The 16,118-nt window shown below is 68.5% G+C and carries 13 protein-coding genes and 1 tRNA gene; 5 read left to right on the plus strand and 9 right to left on the minus strand.

What is annotated here, in order from left to right; all coding sequences use genetic code 11:
• Positions 1 to 269: 269 nt before the first annotated feature.
• Positions 270 to 1,586, minus strand: coding sequence for an FAD-dependent oxidoreductase (locus ACWEIJ_RS09335; RefSeq protein ID WP_449836866.1), 1,317 nt, complete (start codon positions 1,584 to 1,586; stop codon positions 270 to 272).
• A 104-nt stretch (positions 1,587 to 1,690) separates the two neighbouring features.
• On the opposite strand from ACWEIJ_RS09335, the gene ACWEIJ_RS09340 reads away from it, so the two are divergent.
• Positions 1,691 to 2,332 (plus strand): aminodeoxychorismate/anthranilate synthase component II, encoded by a 642-nt coding sequence (locus tag ACWEIJ_RS09340; RefSeq protein ID WP_449836665.1) that lies wholly within the window; start codon positions 1,691 to 1,693, stop codon positions 2,330 to 2,332.
• A gap of 51 nt (positions 2,333 to 2,383) precedes the next feature.
• On the opposite strand, the gene pknB is transcribed toward ACWEIJ_RS09340, so the two are convergent.
• From pknB to ACWEIJ_RS09375, 7 genes are read right to left on the minus strand one after another with little or no spacing between them, the layout of a single operon-like run.
• On the minus strand, positions 2,384 to 4,390 hold the full coding sequence (gene pknB / locus ACWEIJ_RS09345) for a Stk1 family PASTA domain-containing Ser/Thr kinase (protein WP_449836666.1): 2,007 nt from the start codon (positions 4,388 to 4,390) through the stop codon (positions 2,384 to 2,386).
• Between the two features lie 58 nt (positions 4,391 to 4,448).
• Positions 4,449 to 5,957: a serine/threonine-protein kinase gene (locus ACWEIJ_RS09350; protein WP_449836667.1), complete on the minus strand. Its 1,509-nt coding sequence runs from the start codon at positions 5,955 to 5,957 to the stop codon at positions 4,449 to 4,451.
• Positions 5,957 to 7,432, minus strand: coding sequence for a peptidoglycan D,D-transpeptidase FtsI family protein (locus tag ACWEIJ_RS09355; protein WP_449836668.1), 1,476 nt, complete (start codon positions 7,430 to 7,432; stop codon positions 5,957 to 5,959). Before ACWEIJ_RS09355 ends, ACWEIJ_RS09350 begins: the two co-directional genes overlap by 1 nt.
• Complete coding sequence (locus ACWEIJ_RS09360; protein ID WP_449836669.1) at positions 7,429 to 8,904, minus strand: FtsW/RodA/SpoVE family cell cycle protein; 1,476 nt, start codon at positions 8,902 to 8,904, stop codon at positions 7,429 to 7,431. Before ACWEIJ_RS09360 ends, ACWEIJ_RS09355 begins: the two co-directional genes overlap by 4 nt.
• A gap of 3 nt (positions 8,905 to 8,907) precedes the next feature.
• Positions 8,908 to 10,353: a PP2C family protein-serine/threonine phosphatase gene (locus tag ACWEIJ_RS09365; RefSeq protein ID WP_449836670.1), complete on the minus strand. Its 1,446-nt coding sequence runs from the start codon at positions 10,351 to 10,353 to the stop codon at positions 8,908 to 8,910.
• Complete coding sequence (locus tag ACWEIJ_RS09370; protein ID WP_030465595.1) at positions 10,350 to 10,811, minus strand: FHA domain-containing protein FhaB/FipA; 462 nt, start codon at positions 10,809 to 10,811, stop codon at positions 10,350 to 10,352. The genes ACWEIJ_RS09365 and ACWEIJ_RS09370 overlap by 4 nt, the downstream gene beginning before the upstream one ends.
• A 51-nt stretch (positions 10,812 to 10,862) precedes the next feature.
• On the minus strand, positions 10,863 to 12,095 hold the full coding sequence (locus tag ACWEIJ_RS09375) for a DUF3662 and FHA domain-containing protein (protein ID WP_449836671.1): 1,233 nt from the start codon (positions 12,093 to 12,095) through the stop codon (positions 10,863 to 10,865).
• A gap of 117 nt (positions 12,096 to 12,212) precedes the next feature.
• Here ACWEIJ_RS09375 and ACWEIJ_RS09380 point away from each other — a divergent pair.
• From ACWEIJ_RS09380 to ACWEIJ_RS09395, 4 genes are all read left to right on the plus strand, one after another.
• Positions 12,213 to 12,295 (plus strand) — tRNA-Leu (locus tag ACWEIJ_RS09380).
• An 89-nt stretch (positions 12,296 to 12,384) separates the two neighbouring features.
• Entirely contained in the window at positions 12,385 to 13,194 is an 810-nt protein-coding gene (locus ACWEIJ_RS09385; protein ID WP_449836672.1) for an NADP-dependent oxidoreductase, read from the plus strand.
• A 314-nt stretch (positions 13,195 to 13,508) separates the two neighbouring features.
• Complete coding sequence (locus ACWEIJ_RS09390) at positions 13,509 to 14,126, plus strand: hypothetical protein (RefSeq protein ID WP_355447852.1); 618 nt, start codon at positions 13,509 to 13,511, stop codon at positions 14,124 to 14,126.
• Positions 14,127 to 14,141: 15 nt separating this feature from the next.
• Complete coding sequence (locus tag ACWEIJ_RS09395; protein ID WP_449836673.1) at positions 14,142 to 14,798, plus strand: NAD(P)H-binding protein; 657 nt, start codon at positions 14,142 to 14,144, stop codon at positions 14,796 to 14,798.
• On the opposite strand, the gene ACWEIJ_RS09400 is transcribed toward ACWEIJ_RS09395, so the two are convergent.
• The gene (locus ACWEIJ_RS09400; protein ID WP_449836674.1) at positions 14,795 to 16,087 is read right to left on the minus strand and encodes a D-arabinono-1,4-lactone oxidase; all 1,293 of its coding nucleotides are present in this window, start codon (positions 16,085 to 16,087) and stop codon (positions 14,795 to 14,797) included. The two genes, ACWEIJ_RS09395 and ACWEIJ_RS09400, sit on opposite strands and share 4 nt — an antisense overlap.
• Positions 16,088 to 16,118 lie beyond the last annotated feature (31 nt).

Here is a 16,118-nt window from a genome sequence, read left to right on the forward strand (position 1 = left end):
GGCTTGCGGCCTCCCGCTCGTCCAGCCGGGTCGGCGACTCTCCGGCGAGTTCGCAGAGTGCGGGTGTGTCCACGCCGTCGACCAGGAGGTCGCACGCGAGCCACACCGCCTTGCCCGGCTCGATGTCGAGGGCGGCGAACTCCGCGTTCAGGCGGCGCAGGCGGGCGCGAAGCGAGGGATCCACGGACCAAGTGTCCGCACGCGAGCCAACGGATATGTGAAGCCGCCACCGCTCCCACGCGCGGTGGCGGCTTCATGGGGAAACGGCGTCAGCCGTTGGAGATCGCGGTCATCTCCTCGCGCGACACGACCTTCACGCGCTCGCGACCGGCTGCGGTGCCTAACGCGATCTCGTGCGCGTCGAGTCGGCGCCAGCCCTCGTTCGTCACGAACGGCACGGCGCGCTGTTCGAGGAACTGGACCACCGCGTCCGGTGAAGGCGACACGGCGCGGGGGAGTGCGGCGGCGTCCTCCAGCAGGCTGGTGATGGTCTCCAGCGCGTCGCCCTTGGTGTGGCCGATGAGGCCGACCGGGCCGCGCTTGATCCAGCCGGTCACGTAGACGCCGGGCATCGGGATCTCGTCCAGGTCCAGGACGCGGCCCGCGAGGTGGGGGACGGTGCCCGAGACGTGGTCGAACGGGATGTCGGGCAGGTGGGTCGAGAGGTAACCGACCGCCCGGTACACGGCCTGGACGTCCCAGTCGGTGAAGACGCCGGTGCCGCGGACGTTGCCGTCGCCGGTCAGCTCCTGGGTTTCCGTGCGCAGGCCCACGACGTGATCGGTGCCGAGGACCTCGACCGGTGCTTCCAGGAAGTGCAGGTGCAGGCGGCGCGGGCGGGTGCCGACGTCGCGGATCGCCCACTCCTGGAGGGTTTTCACGATCATCTCGACCTGCTTGTTCGAGCGGATCTCGGCCATCGACGCCTCGTCGAACTCGATGCCCTCGGCGTGGACGATCACCTCGACGTTCGGCGAGTGGTCGAGTTCGCGCAGCTCCAGTGGCGTGAACTTCGCCTGGGCCGGTCCGCGGCGGCCGAACACGTGCACGTCGGTGACCGGGGAGGCGGCCAGCCCCTCGTGGACGTTCGAGGGGATTTCGGTCACCAGCAGCTCGTCGGCGGTCTTGGCCAGGATTCGGGCGACGTCCAGCGCGACGTTGCCCACGCCCAGGACCGCGACCGAGGTGGCGGTCAGCGGCCACGTGCGCGGCACGTCCGGGTGGCCGTCGTACCAGGACACGAAGTCCGCGGCGCCGTAGCTGCCCGGCAGGTCGATGCCCGGGATGTCCAACGGCCGGTCGGTGGAGGCGCCGGTCGAGAAGATGACCGCGTCGTAGAACTGGCGCAGGTCGTCGAGCTTGACATCGACGCCGTACTCGACGTTGCCGAAGAACCGGACCGACGGCTTGTCCAGCACCTTCTGCAGGGCGCCGACGATGCCCTTGATGCGGGGGTGGTCGGGGGCGACGCCGTAGCGGATCAGGCCGTAGGGCGCCGGCAGCTTCTCGAAGAGGTCGATCTGCACGTCGACGTCGGACTTGGTCAGGATGTCGGCGGCGTACACACCGGCCGGACCGGCGCCGATGACCGCGACGCGCAAGGGACGACTCATGACACCTATTTTAGGGAAGCCTAACCTCAACGAAGACGAGAGCTAACTCACTCGACTCGACCGACTAGGCTCTGTCCATGCGCGTGCTCGTGGTCGACAACTACGACAGCTTCGTCTACAACCTCGTCCAGTACCTCGCCCAGCTCGGGGCCGAGTGCGTCGTGCGGCGCAACGACGAGGTGGACCTCGACGAGATCAAGGGCGTCGACGGCGTGCTCGTGAGCCCCGGTCCCGGTACACCGGAACGGGCGGGGTCGAGCATCGACGTCATCAAGACCTGTGCCGACACCGGCAAGCCGGTCTTCGGCGTGTGCCTCGGCCATCAGGCCATCGGCGTGGTGTGGGGCGGAACGGTCGACCGCGCGCCCGAGTTGTTGCACGGCAAGACGAGCATCGTCTTCCACGAGGGCAAGGGTGTGCTGAACGGTGTGCCCAAGCCGTTCATCGCGACGCGCTACCACTCGTTGACGGTGCTGCCGGAGACGATCCCCGCGGAGTTCGAGGTCACCGGCAAGACCGAGACCGGCATCGTGATGGCCATGCGCCACAAGGAACTTCCGGTCGAGGGCGTGCAGTTCCACCCCGAGTCGGTGCTGACCGACGGCGGCCACCGGATGCTCGCCAACTGGCTCAAGGTCTGCGGCTACGAGGTGCCGGAGGCGACGGTCGCGCAGCTCGAGAACGGCATGCGCACGCTCGCCGCGGCCGCCCGCCGGTAAGCGAAAAGGGCGGCCTCCCCGAAGGGAAGCCGCCCTCGAAAGCACAGGACCTCAGCCGCCGCCGATGCCGAACTGGCCGACGGTCACCGCCACCGAGGTGCCCTTGGTGATCATGGTGCCCTTGGTCGGCTGCTGCGACAGCACCATGTCCCTCTGCTGAGGGTCGGTCACCGTCTTCTTGTCCACGTTGAAGACGCCGTTCCAGCCGAGCGACTTCAGCTTCTGCTCCGCGTCCTTCTGCGTCATGCCGGTCAGGTCGGGCATCTCGATCTGGTTGCCCTTCGAGACCTTCAGCGTGACGATCGTGTCCTTGGTCACCTTGCTGTTGCCGGTCGGGGTCTGCGAGATGACCACACCGGCCGTCTTGTTGCTGTCGACCTGCTGGACGTCGACCTTGAAGCCCGAACCCTGGAGCGTCTGCTTGGCGTCGTCCACGTCCTGGCCCACGACGTCCGGCACGTTCTGCTTGTCCGGTGCCTTGCCGAGCTGGATGGTGATCGTGCCACCCTTCTTCAGCTTCAGGCCGGACTCGGGGTTCTGCGTCGCGACCTTGCCCTGCAGCTTGGAGTCGTCCACCTCGATCGCGTCGGCGCTCTGCGCGAGCTTGAAGCCGCTGGGGTCCTTGTCGACGATCGCCTGGGCCTCTTGCGGAGTCTTGCCCTTCAGGTCGGGCACGGTGGCCTCACCGGCTGGCTGACCGACGAAGATCGTGACCTGCGAGCCCTTCTGCACCTGGGAGCCGTCCGGCGGATCGGTCCTGATCACCTTGTTGATCTGGTCCGACGTGCACGGGGCCGTCGCGCCGTTCGGGCCCGGTTCGCAGGCCACGTCCTGCTGCTGCGGCACCAGGCCGGCCTTGGTCAGCAGCTCTCGGGCCTCCAGGGGGCTCCTGCCGACGATCGACGGAACCGGCACCTTCTCGGAGCCCTGGCTGCTGGTGTTCATGATGTTGTTGGTGATCCACGCGGCGAGGCCGAGCACGGCCACGCACAGGATGACCACCAACGTGATCATGATGGCTTTCTTGCGCCGAGCGCGCCGCTCCTCTTCCTCGTCGGCGATCGGGTCGTACTCGTCCTCGGGCTCCGACTTCAGCGCCGCCGGGCGGTGCCTGCCTCCACCACCGGACATCACCTGGGTGCGCGGCGTGCGGGACGCCTGCTCGTTCATCACGGCGGTGCGGTCCTCGGCCGTCATCACGGCCGGCGCGGACGGGCGCTGACCCGACAGCACCCGCACCAGGTCGGCGCGCATCTCCGCGGCCGACTGGTACCGGTTCGCCGGGCCCTTCGCCATCGCCTTCAGCACGATCGCGTCCAGCTGCGGCGACACCTTCGGGTTCAGCGACGACGGCGACTTCGGGTCCTCCCGCACGTGCTGGTACGCGACCGCGACCGGGGAGTCACCGGTGAACGGCGGCTCGCCGGTCAGCAGCTCGAACAGCACGCAGCCCGCGGCGTAGACGTCGGAACGGGCGTCGACGGACTCGCCGCGCGCCTGCTCCGGCGACAGGTACTGGGCCGTGCCGATGACGGCGGCGGTCTGGGTGACCGCGGCCTGCCCGTCGTGCACGGCGCGGGCGATGCCGAAGTCCATCACCTTGACGGCACCGGACTTGGTGATCATGACGTTCGCCGGCTTGACGTCGCGGTGGACGATGCCGTGCCGGTGACTGAAGTCGAGTGCGGCCGAGACGTCGGCCATGACCTCCATCGCGCGCTTGCCGGACAGCGGGCCCTGCGTCTTCACGATGTCGCGCAGCGTCCGTCCGTCGACGAACTCCATGACGATGTACGGCAGCGGGCCGTACTCGGTCTGCGTCTCGCCGGTGTCGTAGACGGCGACGATGGCCGGGTGGTTCAGGGCAGCGGAGTTCTGGGCCTCGCGCCGGAACCGCTCCTGGAACTGGGCGTCGCGGGCGAGGTCTGCGCGCAGCACCTTGATCGCCACGTCTCTGCCGAGGCGGACGTCCCGCCCCTTGTGGACCTCGGACATACCGCCGTACCCGAGGGTCTCACCCAGTTCGTAGCGGTTTGAGAGCAGTCGCGGAGTGCTCATCGGTGCTTCGTCCCGCTCCTCGTCGACGGTGTTCCCAACTCGGTGGTTCTGGTCTGGCTCATGGCGCGCACGTCACCTTCACCTGCGAGCCGACCGGCAGCCCGCCTGTCGGCGAGATGGCGGTGACCCGGCATTTCTTCAGATCGCCCGGTGCTGTGCCCTGCGGGCTCTGCACCCTGGGCTCCAGACCGTTGTCGATCAAGTCTTTCCTGGCTTCTTCGCCGGAACGACCGATGTAGTCGTCCTCGTCGACCTGCTTCAACGCGTTGCCCGGTATCCGGTCGGCGGAGTCGGGCTTGCCCTGCTGCCCGTTCGCCGACGGCTTCGGGTTCGCCGAGCTCGAGATCGTCGTCTGCAGGCTGACCTGTCCGTTGCCGCTGTTCGGCCCCAGGACCCACTTCCACACCAGGAACCCACCGAGCGCCAGCAGCACGGCCACCAGGAGAGCGACCATAACCCAGACGACGGTCCGGTTTCTCCCCGGTGGCGTCGGCATGGGAGCGAACGTCCCGGTCTGGTGCGCCGGTTGCATGCCAGGGTGGGTGCCCTGCCGTGCCGGCCCGGTCGGGTGGTGCGGCATCTGCGGCGGAATCGGAAGTGGTTGCGACACCTGCGGCGGAATCGGAAGTGGTTGCGACACCTGCGGAGGCGGCGGCTGGGGTGGCAGCACCTGCGGCGGCACGCCCTGCGGCACCATCTGCGGCATCGTGAACCCGGACGGTGTCGGCAGCGGCTGGCCCACCCGCACCGCGCTCACGGCTGCGGCGAACTCGCCACCGGTCCGGTAGCGCTGCCGCGGGTCCTTCACCAGTGTCGCCTCGATCAACGCCCGTGCACCCGGCGGCACGTCCGGCGGCAACGGTGGCGCGATGTCGCGGATGTGCATCATCGCGACGGTCACCGCGTTGTCGGAGAGGAACGGCCGGTGCCCGGCCAGACATTCGTAGCCACAGACTGCCAACGAGTAAACGTCGCTCGCCGGTTCGGCCTCTCCACCGAGAGCTTGCTCAGGTGCGATGTAGTGCGCGGTTCCCATGACCATTCCGGATCGTGTCACGGGTGCCGCGTCCACGGCCTTCGCGATGCCGAAGTCGGTGATCTTCACCTTGCCCGACGGCGTGACCATGATGTTGCCCGGCTTCACGTCCCGGTGCACGAGCCCGCGTTCGTGGGCGGCCTGCAACGCGTTCCCGGTCTGCTCCAGCAGGTCCAGCGTCACGTCCGCGGTCAGCCGGCCGCGCGAGATGATCGTCGCGAGCGGTTCGCCCTCGACGAGCTCCATCACGAGGTACGCCGTGTCCTCCGGACCGTCGGTGACGGACGCGGTCTCGCCGTAGTCGTGCACCGACGCGATGCCGGGGTGGTTGAGCGACGCCGTCATCCGCGCCTCGGTGCGGAAGCGGTGCAGGAACTCGGGATCGCCGGAGAGCTCGGCCTTGAGGACCTTCACGGCCACCCGCCGGTCGAGCCGCTCGTCGGCGCCTTCCCAGACCTCGCCCATGCCACCGACCGCGATCCGCCTGGTGAGGCGGTAGCGGTCGGCGAGGAGCTGGCCCTTGGTGAGCATCAGCGACCCGCCAGGTACGCGTTCATCACGGCGCGCCCGATCGGGGCGGCGACCTTGCCACCAGTGGCACCCAGACCGCGGTCGCCACCGTCCTCCACGATCACCGCGATCGCGATCTCCGGCTTCTGCGCGGGCGCGAACGCGATGTACCAGGCGTGCGGCTTGGTCTTCAACGGGTCGGTGCCGTGCTCGGCGGTACCGGTCTTCGAGGCCACCTGGATGTTGTTGTTGCGGCCCTCGCCGCCGGTGTTGATCTCCGACTGGATCATCATGTCGCGCAGCGTGGCCGCGTTGTCCGCGCTCATCGCGGTCTCGACGCTGTCGGGGTCGGTCTCGTCGATCGGCTTGAGGTCCGGGCCGAGGATCTTCGACACCAGGTACGGCTGCATCCGCTTGCCGCCGTTGGCGATCGTCGCCGCCACCACCGCGTTCTCCAGCGGCGTGATCTGCACGTCGCGCTGGCCGATACCGGTCTGGTAGAGCGCGGCCTCGTCCGGGATCGGGCCGAGCGTCGAGGTCTCGACGGGCAGCGGCACCTTCAGCGTGGTGTCGTTGAAGCCGAACTTCTCCGCCTGCCTGCGCAGCTTGGCCGCGCCGACCTGGGCCGCCATCTCGCCGAACGCCGTGTTGCACGACTTGGCGAGCGCGGTCTCCATCGGCACCGTGTCACCGGGGCCGCAGGGCTGGCCGTTGAAGTTCGGGAACGGCGCGTTCGAGGTGCCGGGCAGGTTGATCGTGCCCTTGGCGGTGTACTGGGTGTCCTTGGTCTTGCCGTCCGCCAGCGCGGCCGCGGCCACGATCACCTTCAGCGTCGAGCCGGCCGGGTAGAGGGCCTGCGTCGCGCGGTTGATCAACGGGTCGTTCGCGTCCTTGGCGGTCAACTGCTTCCAGGCCGCCGCCTGCGCGTCCGCGTCGTGGCTCGCGAGCAGGTTCGGGTCGTAGGACGGCGTGCTCGCCATCGCGAGGATCTCGCCGGTCGCGGGCTTGATCGCGACGACGGAACCGGTGAAGCCCTTCGCGGTCAGCTGGTCGTACGCGACCTGCTGCACCTTCGAGTCGAGCGTGAGCTGGACGTTGCCGCCGACCGGGTCACGACCGGTGATCAACGCGGAGACGCGGCGGGCGAACAGCCGGTCGTCCGAGCCGTTGAGCAGGTCGTTCTCCGCGCGCTCCATGCCGGAGGTGCCGTAGGTGACCGACAGGTACCCGGTGACCGGCGCGTACACCTTGCCGTTGTTGTAGGTGCGCAGGTACCGCAGACGGTCGGTCGTCTCCTTGACGTCCGCGATGACCGTGCCGTCGGCGACGGTGATCAGACCGCGCTTGCGGGCGTACTCGTCGAGGAGCACCCGCTTGTTGTACGGGCTGAGGCGCCACTCGTCGGCGTTGATGACCTGCACCCACGTGGCGTTGCCCAGTAGCAGCAGGATCATGACCATCATGGCCATGCCGACGCGGCGGAGCGGTGTGTTCATTTGGGACGCTCCACCATCACAGTGTGCTGGTCGGCGATAGCCGGTTGTTGCGGTTTCGGCTTGGGAGCCCGCTGCGGGGCCCTCGCCGCGGCAGAAATTCGCAGTAGCAACGCGACCAGGACGTAGTTCGCGAGCAGCGACGAACCGCCGTAGGACAGGAACGGCGCGGTGATGCCCGTCATCGGGATCAGCTTGGTGACACCGCCGATGATGATGAACACCTGGAAGCAGAGCGCGAACGCCAGACCGCCGCCGAGGAGCTTGCCGAAGCTGTCGCGCACCGAGATGGCACCGCGCAGGCCCCGGAGCGAGAGGATCATGTAGACCAGGATCACCGCGGCGAGACCGACGAACCCGAGCTCCTCGCCGATCACGGCGGTGATGAAGTCCGAGTTGGCCTCGGGGATCATCTCAGGGCGGCCGGCACCGAGTCCTGCGCCACCGATGCCTCCGGTCGCCAGACCGAACAGCGACTGCGAGATCTGGTAGCCGCCGCCGATGGGCAGGTCGTACCGCGCGATCGGATCCTGCCAGTTCGCCACGCGCTGTTGGACGTGACTGAAGAGTTTCCACGCGATGACCGCGCCGACGGAGAACAGGCCGATGCCGAGCACGACCCATGCCGCCCGTTCGGTGGCGATGTAGAGCAGCACGAGCACGATGCCGAAGAACAGCAGCGATGAGCCGAGGTCCTTCTGCAGCACCATGACCGCGACCGTGACGCCCCACGCCGCGAACAGCGGTCCGAGGTCACGCGCGCGCGGCAGATCCATGCCGAGGAACCGGCGGCCCGCCGTGGTGAAGAGGTCCCGCTTCGACACCAGGAACGCCGCGAAGAAGACCATCAGCAGGACCTTGGCGAACTCACCTGGCTGGATGGACAGCGGACCGATGCGCAGCCAGATCTTCGCGCCGTTGATCTCGGGCGCGATGAAGCCGGGCAGCACACCGGGCAGCATCAGCGCGACGAGGCCGGCGAGGCCGAACGTGTAGCCGAAGCGGGCGAGCGTGCGGTGGTCCGACAGGAACTTCAACGTGGCCGCGAACAGCAACAACCCGATCGCGGTCCAGATGACCTGCTTGAACGCGACCGGTTCCCACGTCGAGCCGTCCGGGTACGTGACGCCCTCCAGGGCGAGGTCGATCCGGTGGATGGTCACCAGGCCGAGCCCGTTGAGCAACGCGACGCACGGCAGGATCACCGGGTCGGCGTAGGGCGCCCACCGGCGCACGGCGAGGTGCGCGCAGGCGAAGAGGCCGAGGTAGGCGAGACCGAGCCAGAGGATCGTCAGGCTGAGCGACCGCTCCTGGTTGAGTTCGACCAGGATCAGCGCCAGCGTCACGATCCCGGCCGCGAACGCGAGCATCACCAGTTCGGTGCTCCGCCGCGTCGGCGGTCGCAGCCCCGGTGACGTGCTCGTCGCCACCGACGCGCCTGGTGAACCTTCCCCGGTGGGGACGGGCGAGCCCATCAACTACGGACCCTCCCGGCATTCCACACCCGGCTTCTGCTGGGAGGGGGTGAGCGAAGGCTCGCCGGCGACGGTCTCCGTGTTCGGCGAACCGTTCCCGGGCGGCGGCGTGGTCGTCGTCGTGGTGGTGCCCGTCGGCGAGCCGGTGGTCGTGGTCGTCGTCGTCGTGGTCGTCGTCGTGGTGGTCGACGTCGACGACGTGTCCTTGCACAACGGCAGCAGGTGCTCGGTGCGCAGCAACCTGACCGCGGCGCGTGCGCCGTCGATCCCGTTGTCGCTGCGGATGCCGGCGGTGATGGTCTTGCGACCACCCTCCTGCAGGTCCTTCAGCGTGATCTCCTTGCAGCCGGTCGATCCGGGCGGGCAGGAGTCCTCGACCTTGGACGACAGCTTGAAACCGAGCACGGAGCCGTTGAGACCGCGGAAGATCGCGACCTGGCCGTCCTCGGTGGCGCCGACGTAGTACTGGGTGTTGAGCCACAGCTTGCCGCCGACCGCCACGACACCGGCGAGCAGGAGCAGCACGAAGATGATCACGAACGCCTTGATGGCGTTGCGCTTCTTGCGCTTCGGGTCCTGCGGCGGAGGCGGCGGTGCCTCCATGCGCTGCGGCATCGGCGGGCGCTGCTGCGTGAGCGCGCTCGCCCGGGAGGCCGCGGAGTCCGGCGGGGCGTTGTGGTCCTCGCTGCCGTCACCGGCCGCGCCACCGACGATCGGGTAGTCGTCGCCGAAGTCGACGTCCTCGACGTCCGCCACGATCACCGTGACGTTGTCGGGGCCGCCGCCCTTGAGCGCGAGCTCGATCATCCGGTCCGCGCAGGACTGCGGGTCGGGGATGCGGATCGCCTCGTCCAGCGTCTCCAGCGAGACGACCCCGGACAGACCGTCCGAGCACAGCAGGAACCGGTCACCGGCGCGCGCCTCGCGCACGGTGAGGCTCGGCTCGAAGTCGTGGCCGGTCAGCGCGCGCAGCAGCAACGAGCGCTGCGGGTGCGTGGCCGCCTCGTCCGGGGTGATCCGGCCCTCGTCGATCAACGACTGGACGAACGTGTCGTCGTGCGTGATCTGCGCGAACGTGCCCTCCCGCAGGAGGTACGCGCGCGAGTCGCCGATGTGCACCAGCCCGAGCCTGTTGCCCGCGAACAGGATGGCCGTGAGCGTCGTGCCCATGCCCTCCAGGTCCGGGTCGCTCGTGACCAGTTCGGAGATGGCGCCGTTGCCGGCCGCGACCGCGTCGCGGAGCTTGCCGAGGAGGTCGTCGCCAGGCTCGTCGTCGTCGACGTGGGCCAGCGAGGCGATGACCACCTTGCTCGCGACTTCACCGGCGGCGTGGCCACCCATGCCGTCGGCGACTGCGAGCAGGCGAGGGCCCGCGTACACGGAGTCCTGGTTGTTGGAGCGAACCAGGCCCCGGTCGCTGCGGGCCGCGTATCGAAGAACCAAGGTCATGAGCGCAGCTCGATCACCGTTTTGCCAATGCGGATCGGGGTGCCGAGAGGTACGCGCAGGGGTGCGGTCACCTTGGCTCGGTCTAGGTAGGTGCCGTTCGTGGAGCCGAGGTCCTCCACGTACCAGTCGGTGCCGCGCATGGACAGCCTCGCGTGCCTGGTCGACGCGAAGTCGTCGTCCAGCACGAGAGTGGAGTCGTCAGCGCGGCCGATCAGGATCGGCCTGCCGTCGAGCGAGATGCGGGTGCCGGTCAGCGCCCCGTGGGTGACCACGAGTTGCCGAGGCGCCTTGCTTCCCCTCGCCGACTTCTCGGACCTCCGGAATCCGGGCAGACCTGACGCCCGGAGCCCTGAGGCTGCGTAGAGATCAGAGCGGACCACACGTAGGGCGGCCAGCACAAAGAGCCAGAGGAGCACGAGAAAGCCCGCTCTGGTCAGCTGCATCACCAGCTCTGGCACCGGTTGTAACCGCTCCTGCCTTGAGTTGCTTACCGACGCCCGTGTCGACCTCTAGCCCGCGGTGCGGAAGACCAGTGACGAGTGGCCGATGCGGACGACGTCGCCCTCCGCGAGCTGCCAAGTCTGCACTGGCGTGCCGTTCACCGTGGTCCCGTTGGTCGAACCGAGATCAGCGAGCATCGCATTCTGCCCGTCCCAGGAGATTTCCAGGTGGCGCCTGGAGACTCCGGTGTCCGGGAGGCGGAAGTCGGCTTCCTGCCCACGTCCTACGACGTTTCCACCCTGCTTGAGGTTGTACGTGCGGTTGGAACCGTCGTCGAGGTGCAGGGTCGCGTTGAGCTGGCGGTTGGCGCCCTGGGTGGCCGGAGGGGCGTATCCGCCCTGGTTGTAGCCCTGGTCGTAGCCGCCCTGCTGGCCGTAGCCCGGCTGCTGGCCGTAACCCTGGTCATACCCGCCCTGCTGGCCGTAGCCCTGGTCGTAGCCGCCGCCCTGCTGCTGGCCGTAACCCTGGTCGTAGCCCTGCTGGCCGTACCCCTGCTGCTGCCCGTAGCCCTGGTCGTAGCCGCCGCCCTGCTGGCCGCCGCCGTAACCCTGGTCGTAGCCCTGCTGCTGCCCGTAGCCCTGGTCGTAGCCCTGCTGGCCGCCGCCGTAGCCGCCGCCCTGCTGGCCGTAGCCCTGGTCGTAGCCGCCTTGCTGGCCGTAGCCCTGGTCGTACCCCTGCTGGCCATAGCCCTGTTGCTGGCCGTAGCCCTGCTGGTCGTAGCCCTGCTGCTGCTGGCCGTAGCCGCCCTGACCATAAGGGTCCTGGCCGGGCTGGCCCTGTCCTTGTCCGTAGCCGGGTGGCTGGCTCATGGATCGGTCTCCTGCGGTGCGAGGTGGTGCTGACCGTCGGCTGGCCGCTTTCACGTCGGGGTCGACGGACGAGCTGGTTCGGAACTGTCCGGTGTGCAGCGCCTCGGAGCGCTCCAGGGAGACTACGACGTCACCATAGGTATCCCATCCGGACTCGGCCAGGTGCTCCCGCAGGCCCTCTGCGAGTAGCTGGGTGATGCGTAGTTCATCCTGCTCATCGCCCGCAAGACGCTCGTGGTCCTGGGGTCCGAGCAACACTTTGAAGTGGTTGGGGGCTAGCAGTCTGCCACCCGCGAGCTCGCGGATGTTGCTGTCACCCTCCCGTTGCAGCGCCTGTGCCACCTCTTGGGGCACCACGTTGCCTCCGAACACGCGCGCGAAGGTGTTGCCGACCAGACCTTCCAGCTTGCGCTCGAAACGTTGCAGGCCCACGTCAACTCCTTCCGCTCGGACGGGCTCCTGTGCCGATCGTATCCGGGTGCGACCAGCCCTACAGGGGGCGATTAGGAACCTGGTTTGGACGCGTGCTAGTGTTCTCCACGTCTCCAGGGGCAAGTGGCGGAATGGCAGACGCGCACGGTTCAGGTCCGTGTGTCCGAAAGGACGTGGGGGTTCAACTCCCCCCTTGCCCATCGAAAGACAGATGGAACCCCTCTCGCGGGAATCGCGAGGGGGGTTCTTTCGTTGATCGGCAGTATCGGATTCCTTGATCCAACAGGTGATGTCTGTCACTCGTTCGGGGGTCGGCATGTGGGCGATAGCGGCAGCGGACTTCGGTGCTCAGCTCGAACTCGTGGAGCTTCCCGAGCCGCAGGCGGGCCCGAACGAACTGAAGGTCCGGTTGTTCGCGGCGAGCGTGAACCCGTTCGACCGCAAAGTCGTCGACGGGATGCTTCGCGACTCCGAGACCGTGTTCCCGTTGGTTCCCGGAACTGATGGTGCCGGTGAGGTGGTTGGTTCCGGAGAGAGGATTTTCGGCACCTTCTTCCACCGTCCCGTCGGCCGCGGAACATACGCCGAGTACGTCACAGTTCCGGCCGGGAACACGTTGGCGCCGTTGCCGGAAGACCTCGATCCCGCCGTTGCCGCCGCATTGCCGACCGCGGGTATGACGGCGTGGCAGTTGGTCGAGGCGCTGGGGTCCGCGGAATCCGTGCTGATCATCGGACCGAACGGTGGCGTCGGGTCGTTCGCCGTGCAGATCGCCCGTGCGGCCGGCAAGCGGGTGATCCCCGTCGGTCGTGGCGACTCTCTCGTCGAGGCCGACGCGTTGATCGACCTCGTGAGCACCGACCGTTCGTCGTTCGAGGCGAACGCGCGCTACGCGCCGTTGGCGTTCAACACCAACTACGTCTCCGCTGACAAGGCGCAGAACTTCGGCATGAAGGGGTCGCGGGAAACGCTCGTGCGGCTCGCGTCGATGGTGCAGGCGGGGGACCTGTCGGTGCCGATCGCCCGCCGGGTGCCGTTGCGTGAGGCGACCGACGTTTTCGCAGGTCGTGGCCCTGGCAAGATCGTGATCATCATGTAGGTGGTCGTTCTGGCGCGGTGAACGGTCGACGGGCGGTGACCGGCGCCGCTGGGCGACTTTTCGTCGCCACGCGTAGTGCACCCACTCTGAGCAGGTCTTTTGGTGCGTCCATCCGGATTAACGTCACCCGGACGGCAGCACCGTAGGACCGAACTCCCCGCGCCACTCTTCGACCGGTCACCGACCGGTCGGCGCCGTCGATCGCAACAGGCTTCGCGACCTGGGGAAGGGCCGCGCGCTTACTGCTAAGCCTTATGCAGAGCACGAGTCGAATCGCGGCGGATCACCCGCCGCGCTGGCGAGGAGGCACTGGCGTGAGCAGCACCCCAGCAAGGATCGCGGCACCCGACAGCGCACGGGGACTGTCGACCACCGCGCTCCCGGTTCCGGAACTGCCCGCGTCCGTCGAGGAGTTGGCAGCCGCCGCGGCGATCCGCCTCGGCTGGCACGGCGTCGTCCTGCCCGAGATGGTCCTGATGGGCCGCAAGGTCGTCGTCGTGGCCGAACTGCTCGCCGACGCCCACGCCGAGCGCGTGTGCGTGGGTGCGGGTCCCGAGGCCGACAAGACCACCGTGTCGACGTGGGTGTGGCCGGAGATGGAAGGCCGCGTCCCGCCCGCCGCCGTGCGCATCGTCGGTGTCTTGGCCGTCGCCCGTCACTGGCGGACCGCGCTGGCCTCCGCCGTCCCCTTCTCCCGCTACGGCAACGCCGCGGTCGTGCTGCCGGAGTCGGTCGCGTTCTCGCACGACTACCTGTCGAACTGCCTGCCGCGCGTGCGCCGCTACGGCGTCTCGGTCCTGCTGGCCGACGACGAGAAGGACCTCTCGGTCGACGTCTCCGGTCGTCAGGAGAACGTGCCCGCCGAGGACACCGCCATCACCCGCTGGGTCAACGAGCTGGTCTACGAGCAGGTGCTCGCCACCGCTTCCTGATCTACGGTCGGGGCCATGCGAGTAGTCATAGCCGGCGGACACGGGCAGATCGCGCTGCTTCTCGAGCAGCAGCTGGCCACCCGTGGAGACGCGGCGACAGCGCTGGTCCGCAACCCCGATCACTTCGCCGACGTGCAGGAAGCCGGAGCCGTTCCGGTGCTGTGCGACCTGGAGTCCGCCGACCTGGACTCGGTCGCCGCGTATTTGAACGGCGCTGATGCCGCGGTTTTCGCCGCAGGTGCCGGGGCCGGCTCTGGAGCCGCCCGCAAGGACACCGTCGACTACGGGGCCGCTGCGCTGTTCGCCTCCGCTGCCGTCGAGGCAGGGGTGCGGCGGTTTCTGCAGGTCTCCACGGTGGGGATCGAGCTCGCCGACTCGCCGTCGGTGGATCCGGAGTTCGCGGTCTACCTCAAGGCCAAGAAGCTCGCGGAAGAGGACCTGAAGCCCCGGGATCTCGACTGGACGATCCTGCGGCCGGGACCGCTGGTCAACGATCCGCCGACCGGGCTCGTGACCCTGGCCGCGCCTCGGTTGCCCCGTGCCTCGGTGACGCGTGCGGACGTGGCCGCCGTGCTGGCGGAGCTGCTCACCGCGCCGCAGACGATCGGCAAGACGCTGGAACTGACGAACGGCGAGACGCCGGTCGCCGACGCGGTGAAGGCGATCCTCTAACCGAGCACGCGGTCCAGGTACGCGTTGGTGAAGGTGCGGTTCGGGTCGACCTCGTCGCGCACCCGCAGGAAGTCGTCGAAGTGCGGGTACAGCGGGCGGAGCTCGGCGGACGTGAGGTCGTGCATCTTGCCCCAGTGGGGGCGGCCGCCCACCGACTTGGCGATGCTCGCGTACGCGTCGAAGAACGCCTTGTACTGCATGCCCAACGCCTGGTGCATGGAGATGTAGGCGGTGTCGCGGCCGTTCGCCGTGGACATCCAGATGTCGTCCGCCTGGGCCACGCGGACCTCGCACGGCACGATCAGGGCGTCGCGGTCGCCGAGCCGGTCGGCCACCGCGCGGAGCTCGCCGATGACGTCCAGCAGGGTTTCGCGCGGGATGGAGAACTCCGTCTCCACGAACCGGACCCGTCGGGGCGTCACGAAGACGTTGTGGGAGTAGTCGGAGTAGGAGCGCTCGGAGATCAGCGCGCCGCACATCTCGTTGAGCTTGCGGGTGTAGCGCGGGAAGGTCTTGGCCACCTTGCACACCGCGCCGAACGCGGCGTTCTCCATGACCTCGTACTCCCAGGTCTGGCGGAGCTTGGAGAGCGGCCGGGCCGGTTCCGGAATCCTGTTGTTGCGCTTGACGATCACGCGGTCCGAGTGGGTGAACCAGTGGAACTCGACGTGGTCCTCGACGGCGCAGAGGTCGTCGAACTGTTCGAGCACGGCGTCCAGCCGGCCTGGTGCCTCGGAGGCCTGCAGCACGAACGACGGGACGCAGCGCAGGGTGAGCGTGCTGATGACGCCGAGCGCGCCGAGGCCCACGCGGGCGGCGTTGAACAGGTCCGGGCGTTCGGTGCGGGAGCAGGTGACGACCGAGCCGTCGGCCAGGACGAGTTCGAGGGACTCGATCGTGGTGGCGAGGACGCCCAGCTTCGCGCCGGTGCCGTGCGTTGACGTGGAGACCGCGCCCGCGACGGTCTGGGCGTCGATGTCGCCGAGGTTCGGCATGGCGAGTCCGAGCCGGTGCAGATCGGCGTTGAAGGCGCGCAGCTGAGTGCCGGAACGCACGGTCACCAGGCCGGTCTCCGTGTCCGCGCGCACGATTCCCGTCCAACGGTCCAGGTCGAGCGCCACTTCCGGCGCGACCGCGATGTCGTTGAACGAGTGACCGCTGCCCCGCGCGCGGACACGGCCGCCGGACGTCACGGTCGCGGCGATTTCATCCGTGCTCATCGGGTGGACGACGCGCGTGGGGTTGCACGACGCGGTTCTAGCCCAGTTCGTCCACACACGGACCTCCACGAGAGAGTGTGACCTGCGAGTAACGTAAGTG

The organism is Lentzea sp. NPDC004789, assembly GCF_053601075.1.

Bases quoted from the DNA above. Each gene is read 5' to 3' on its own strand.
- ACWEIJ_RS09340 (WP_449836665.1), top strand. From the start codon at position 1,691: ATGCGCGTGCTCGTGGTCGACAACTACGACAGCTTCGTCTACAACCTC.
- pknB (WP_449836666.1), bottom strand. From the start codon at position 4,390: ATGAGCACTCCGCGACTGCTCTCAAACCGCTACGAACTGGGTGAGACC.
- ACWEIJ_RS09350 (WP_449836667.1), bottom strand. From the start codon at position 5,957: ATGCTCACCAAGGGCCAGCTCCTCGCCGACCGCTACCGCCTCACCAGG.
- ACWEIJ_RS09355 (WP_449836668.1), bottom strand. From the start codon at position 7,432: ATGAACACACCGCTCCGCCGCGTCGGCATGGCCATGATGGTCATGATC.
- ACWEIJ_RS09360 (WP_449836669.1), bottom strand. From the start codon at position 8,904: ATGGGCTCGCCCGTCCCCACCGGGGAAGGTTCACCAGGCGCGTCGGTG.
- ACWEIJ_RS09365 (WP_449836670.1), bottom strand. From the start codon at position 10,353: ATGACCTTGGTTCTTCGATACGCGGCCCGCAGCGACCGGGGCCTGGTT.
- ACWEIJ_RS09385 (WP_449836672.1), top strand. From the start codon at position 12,385: ATGTCTGTCACTCGTTCGGGGGTCGGCATGTGGGCGATAGCGGCAGCG.
- ACWEIJ_RS09395 (WP_449836673.1), top strand. From the start codon at position 14,142: ATGCGAGTAGTCATAGCCGGCGGACACGGGCAGATCGCGCTGCTTCTC.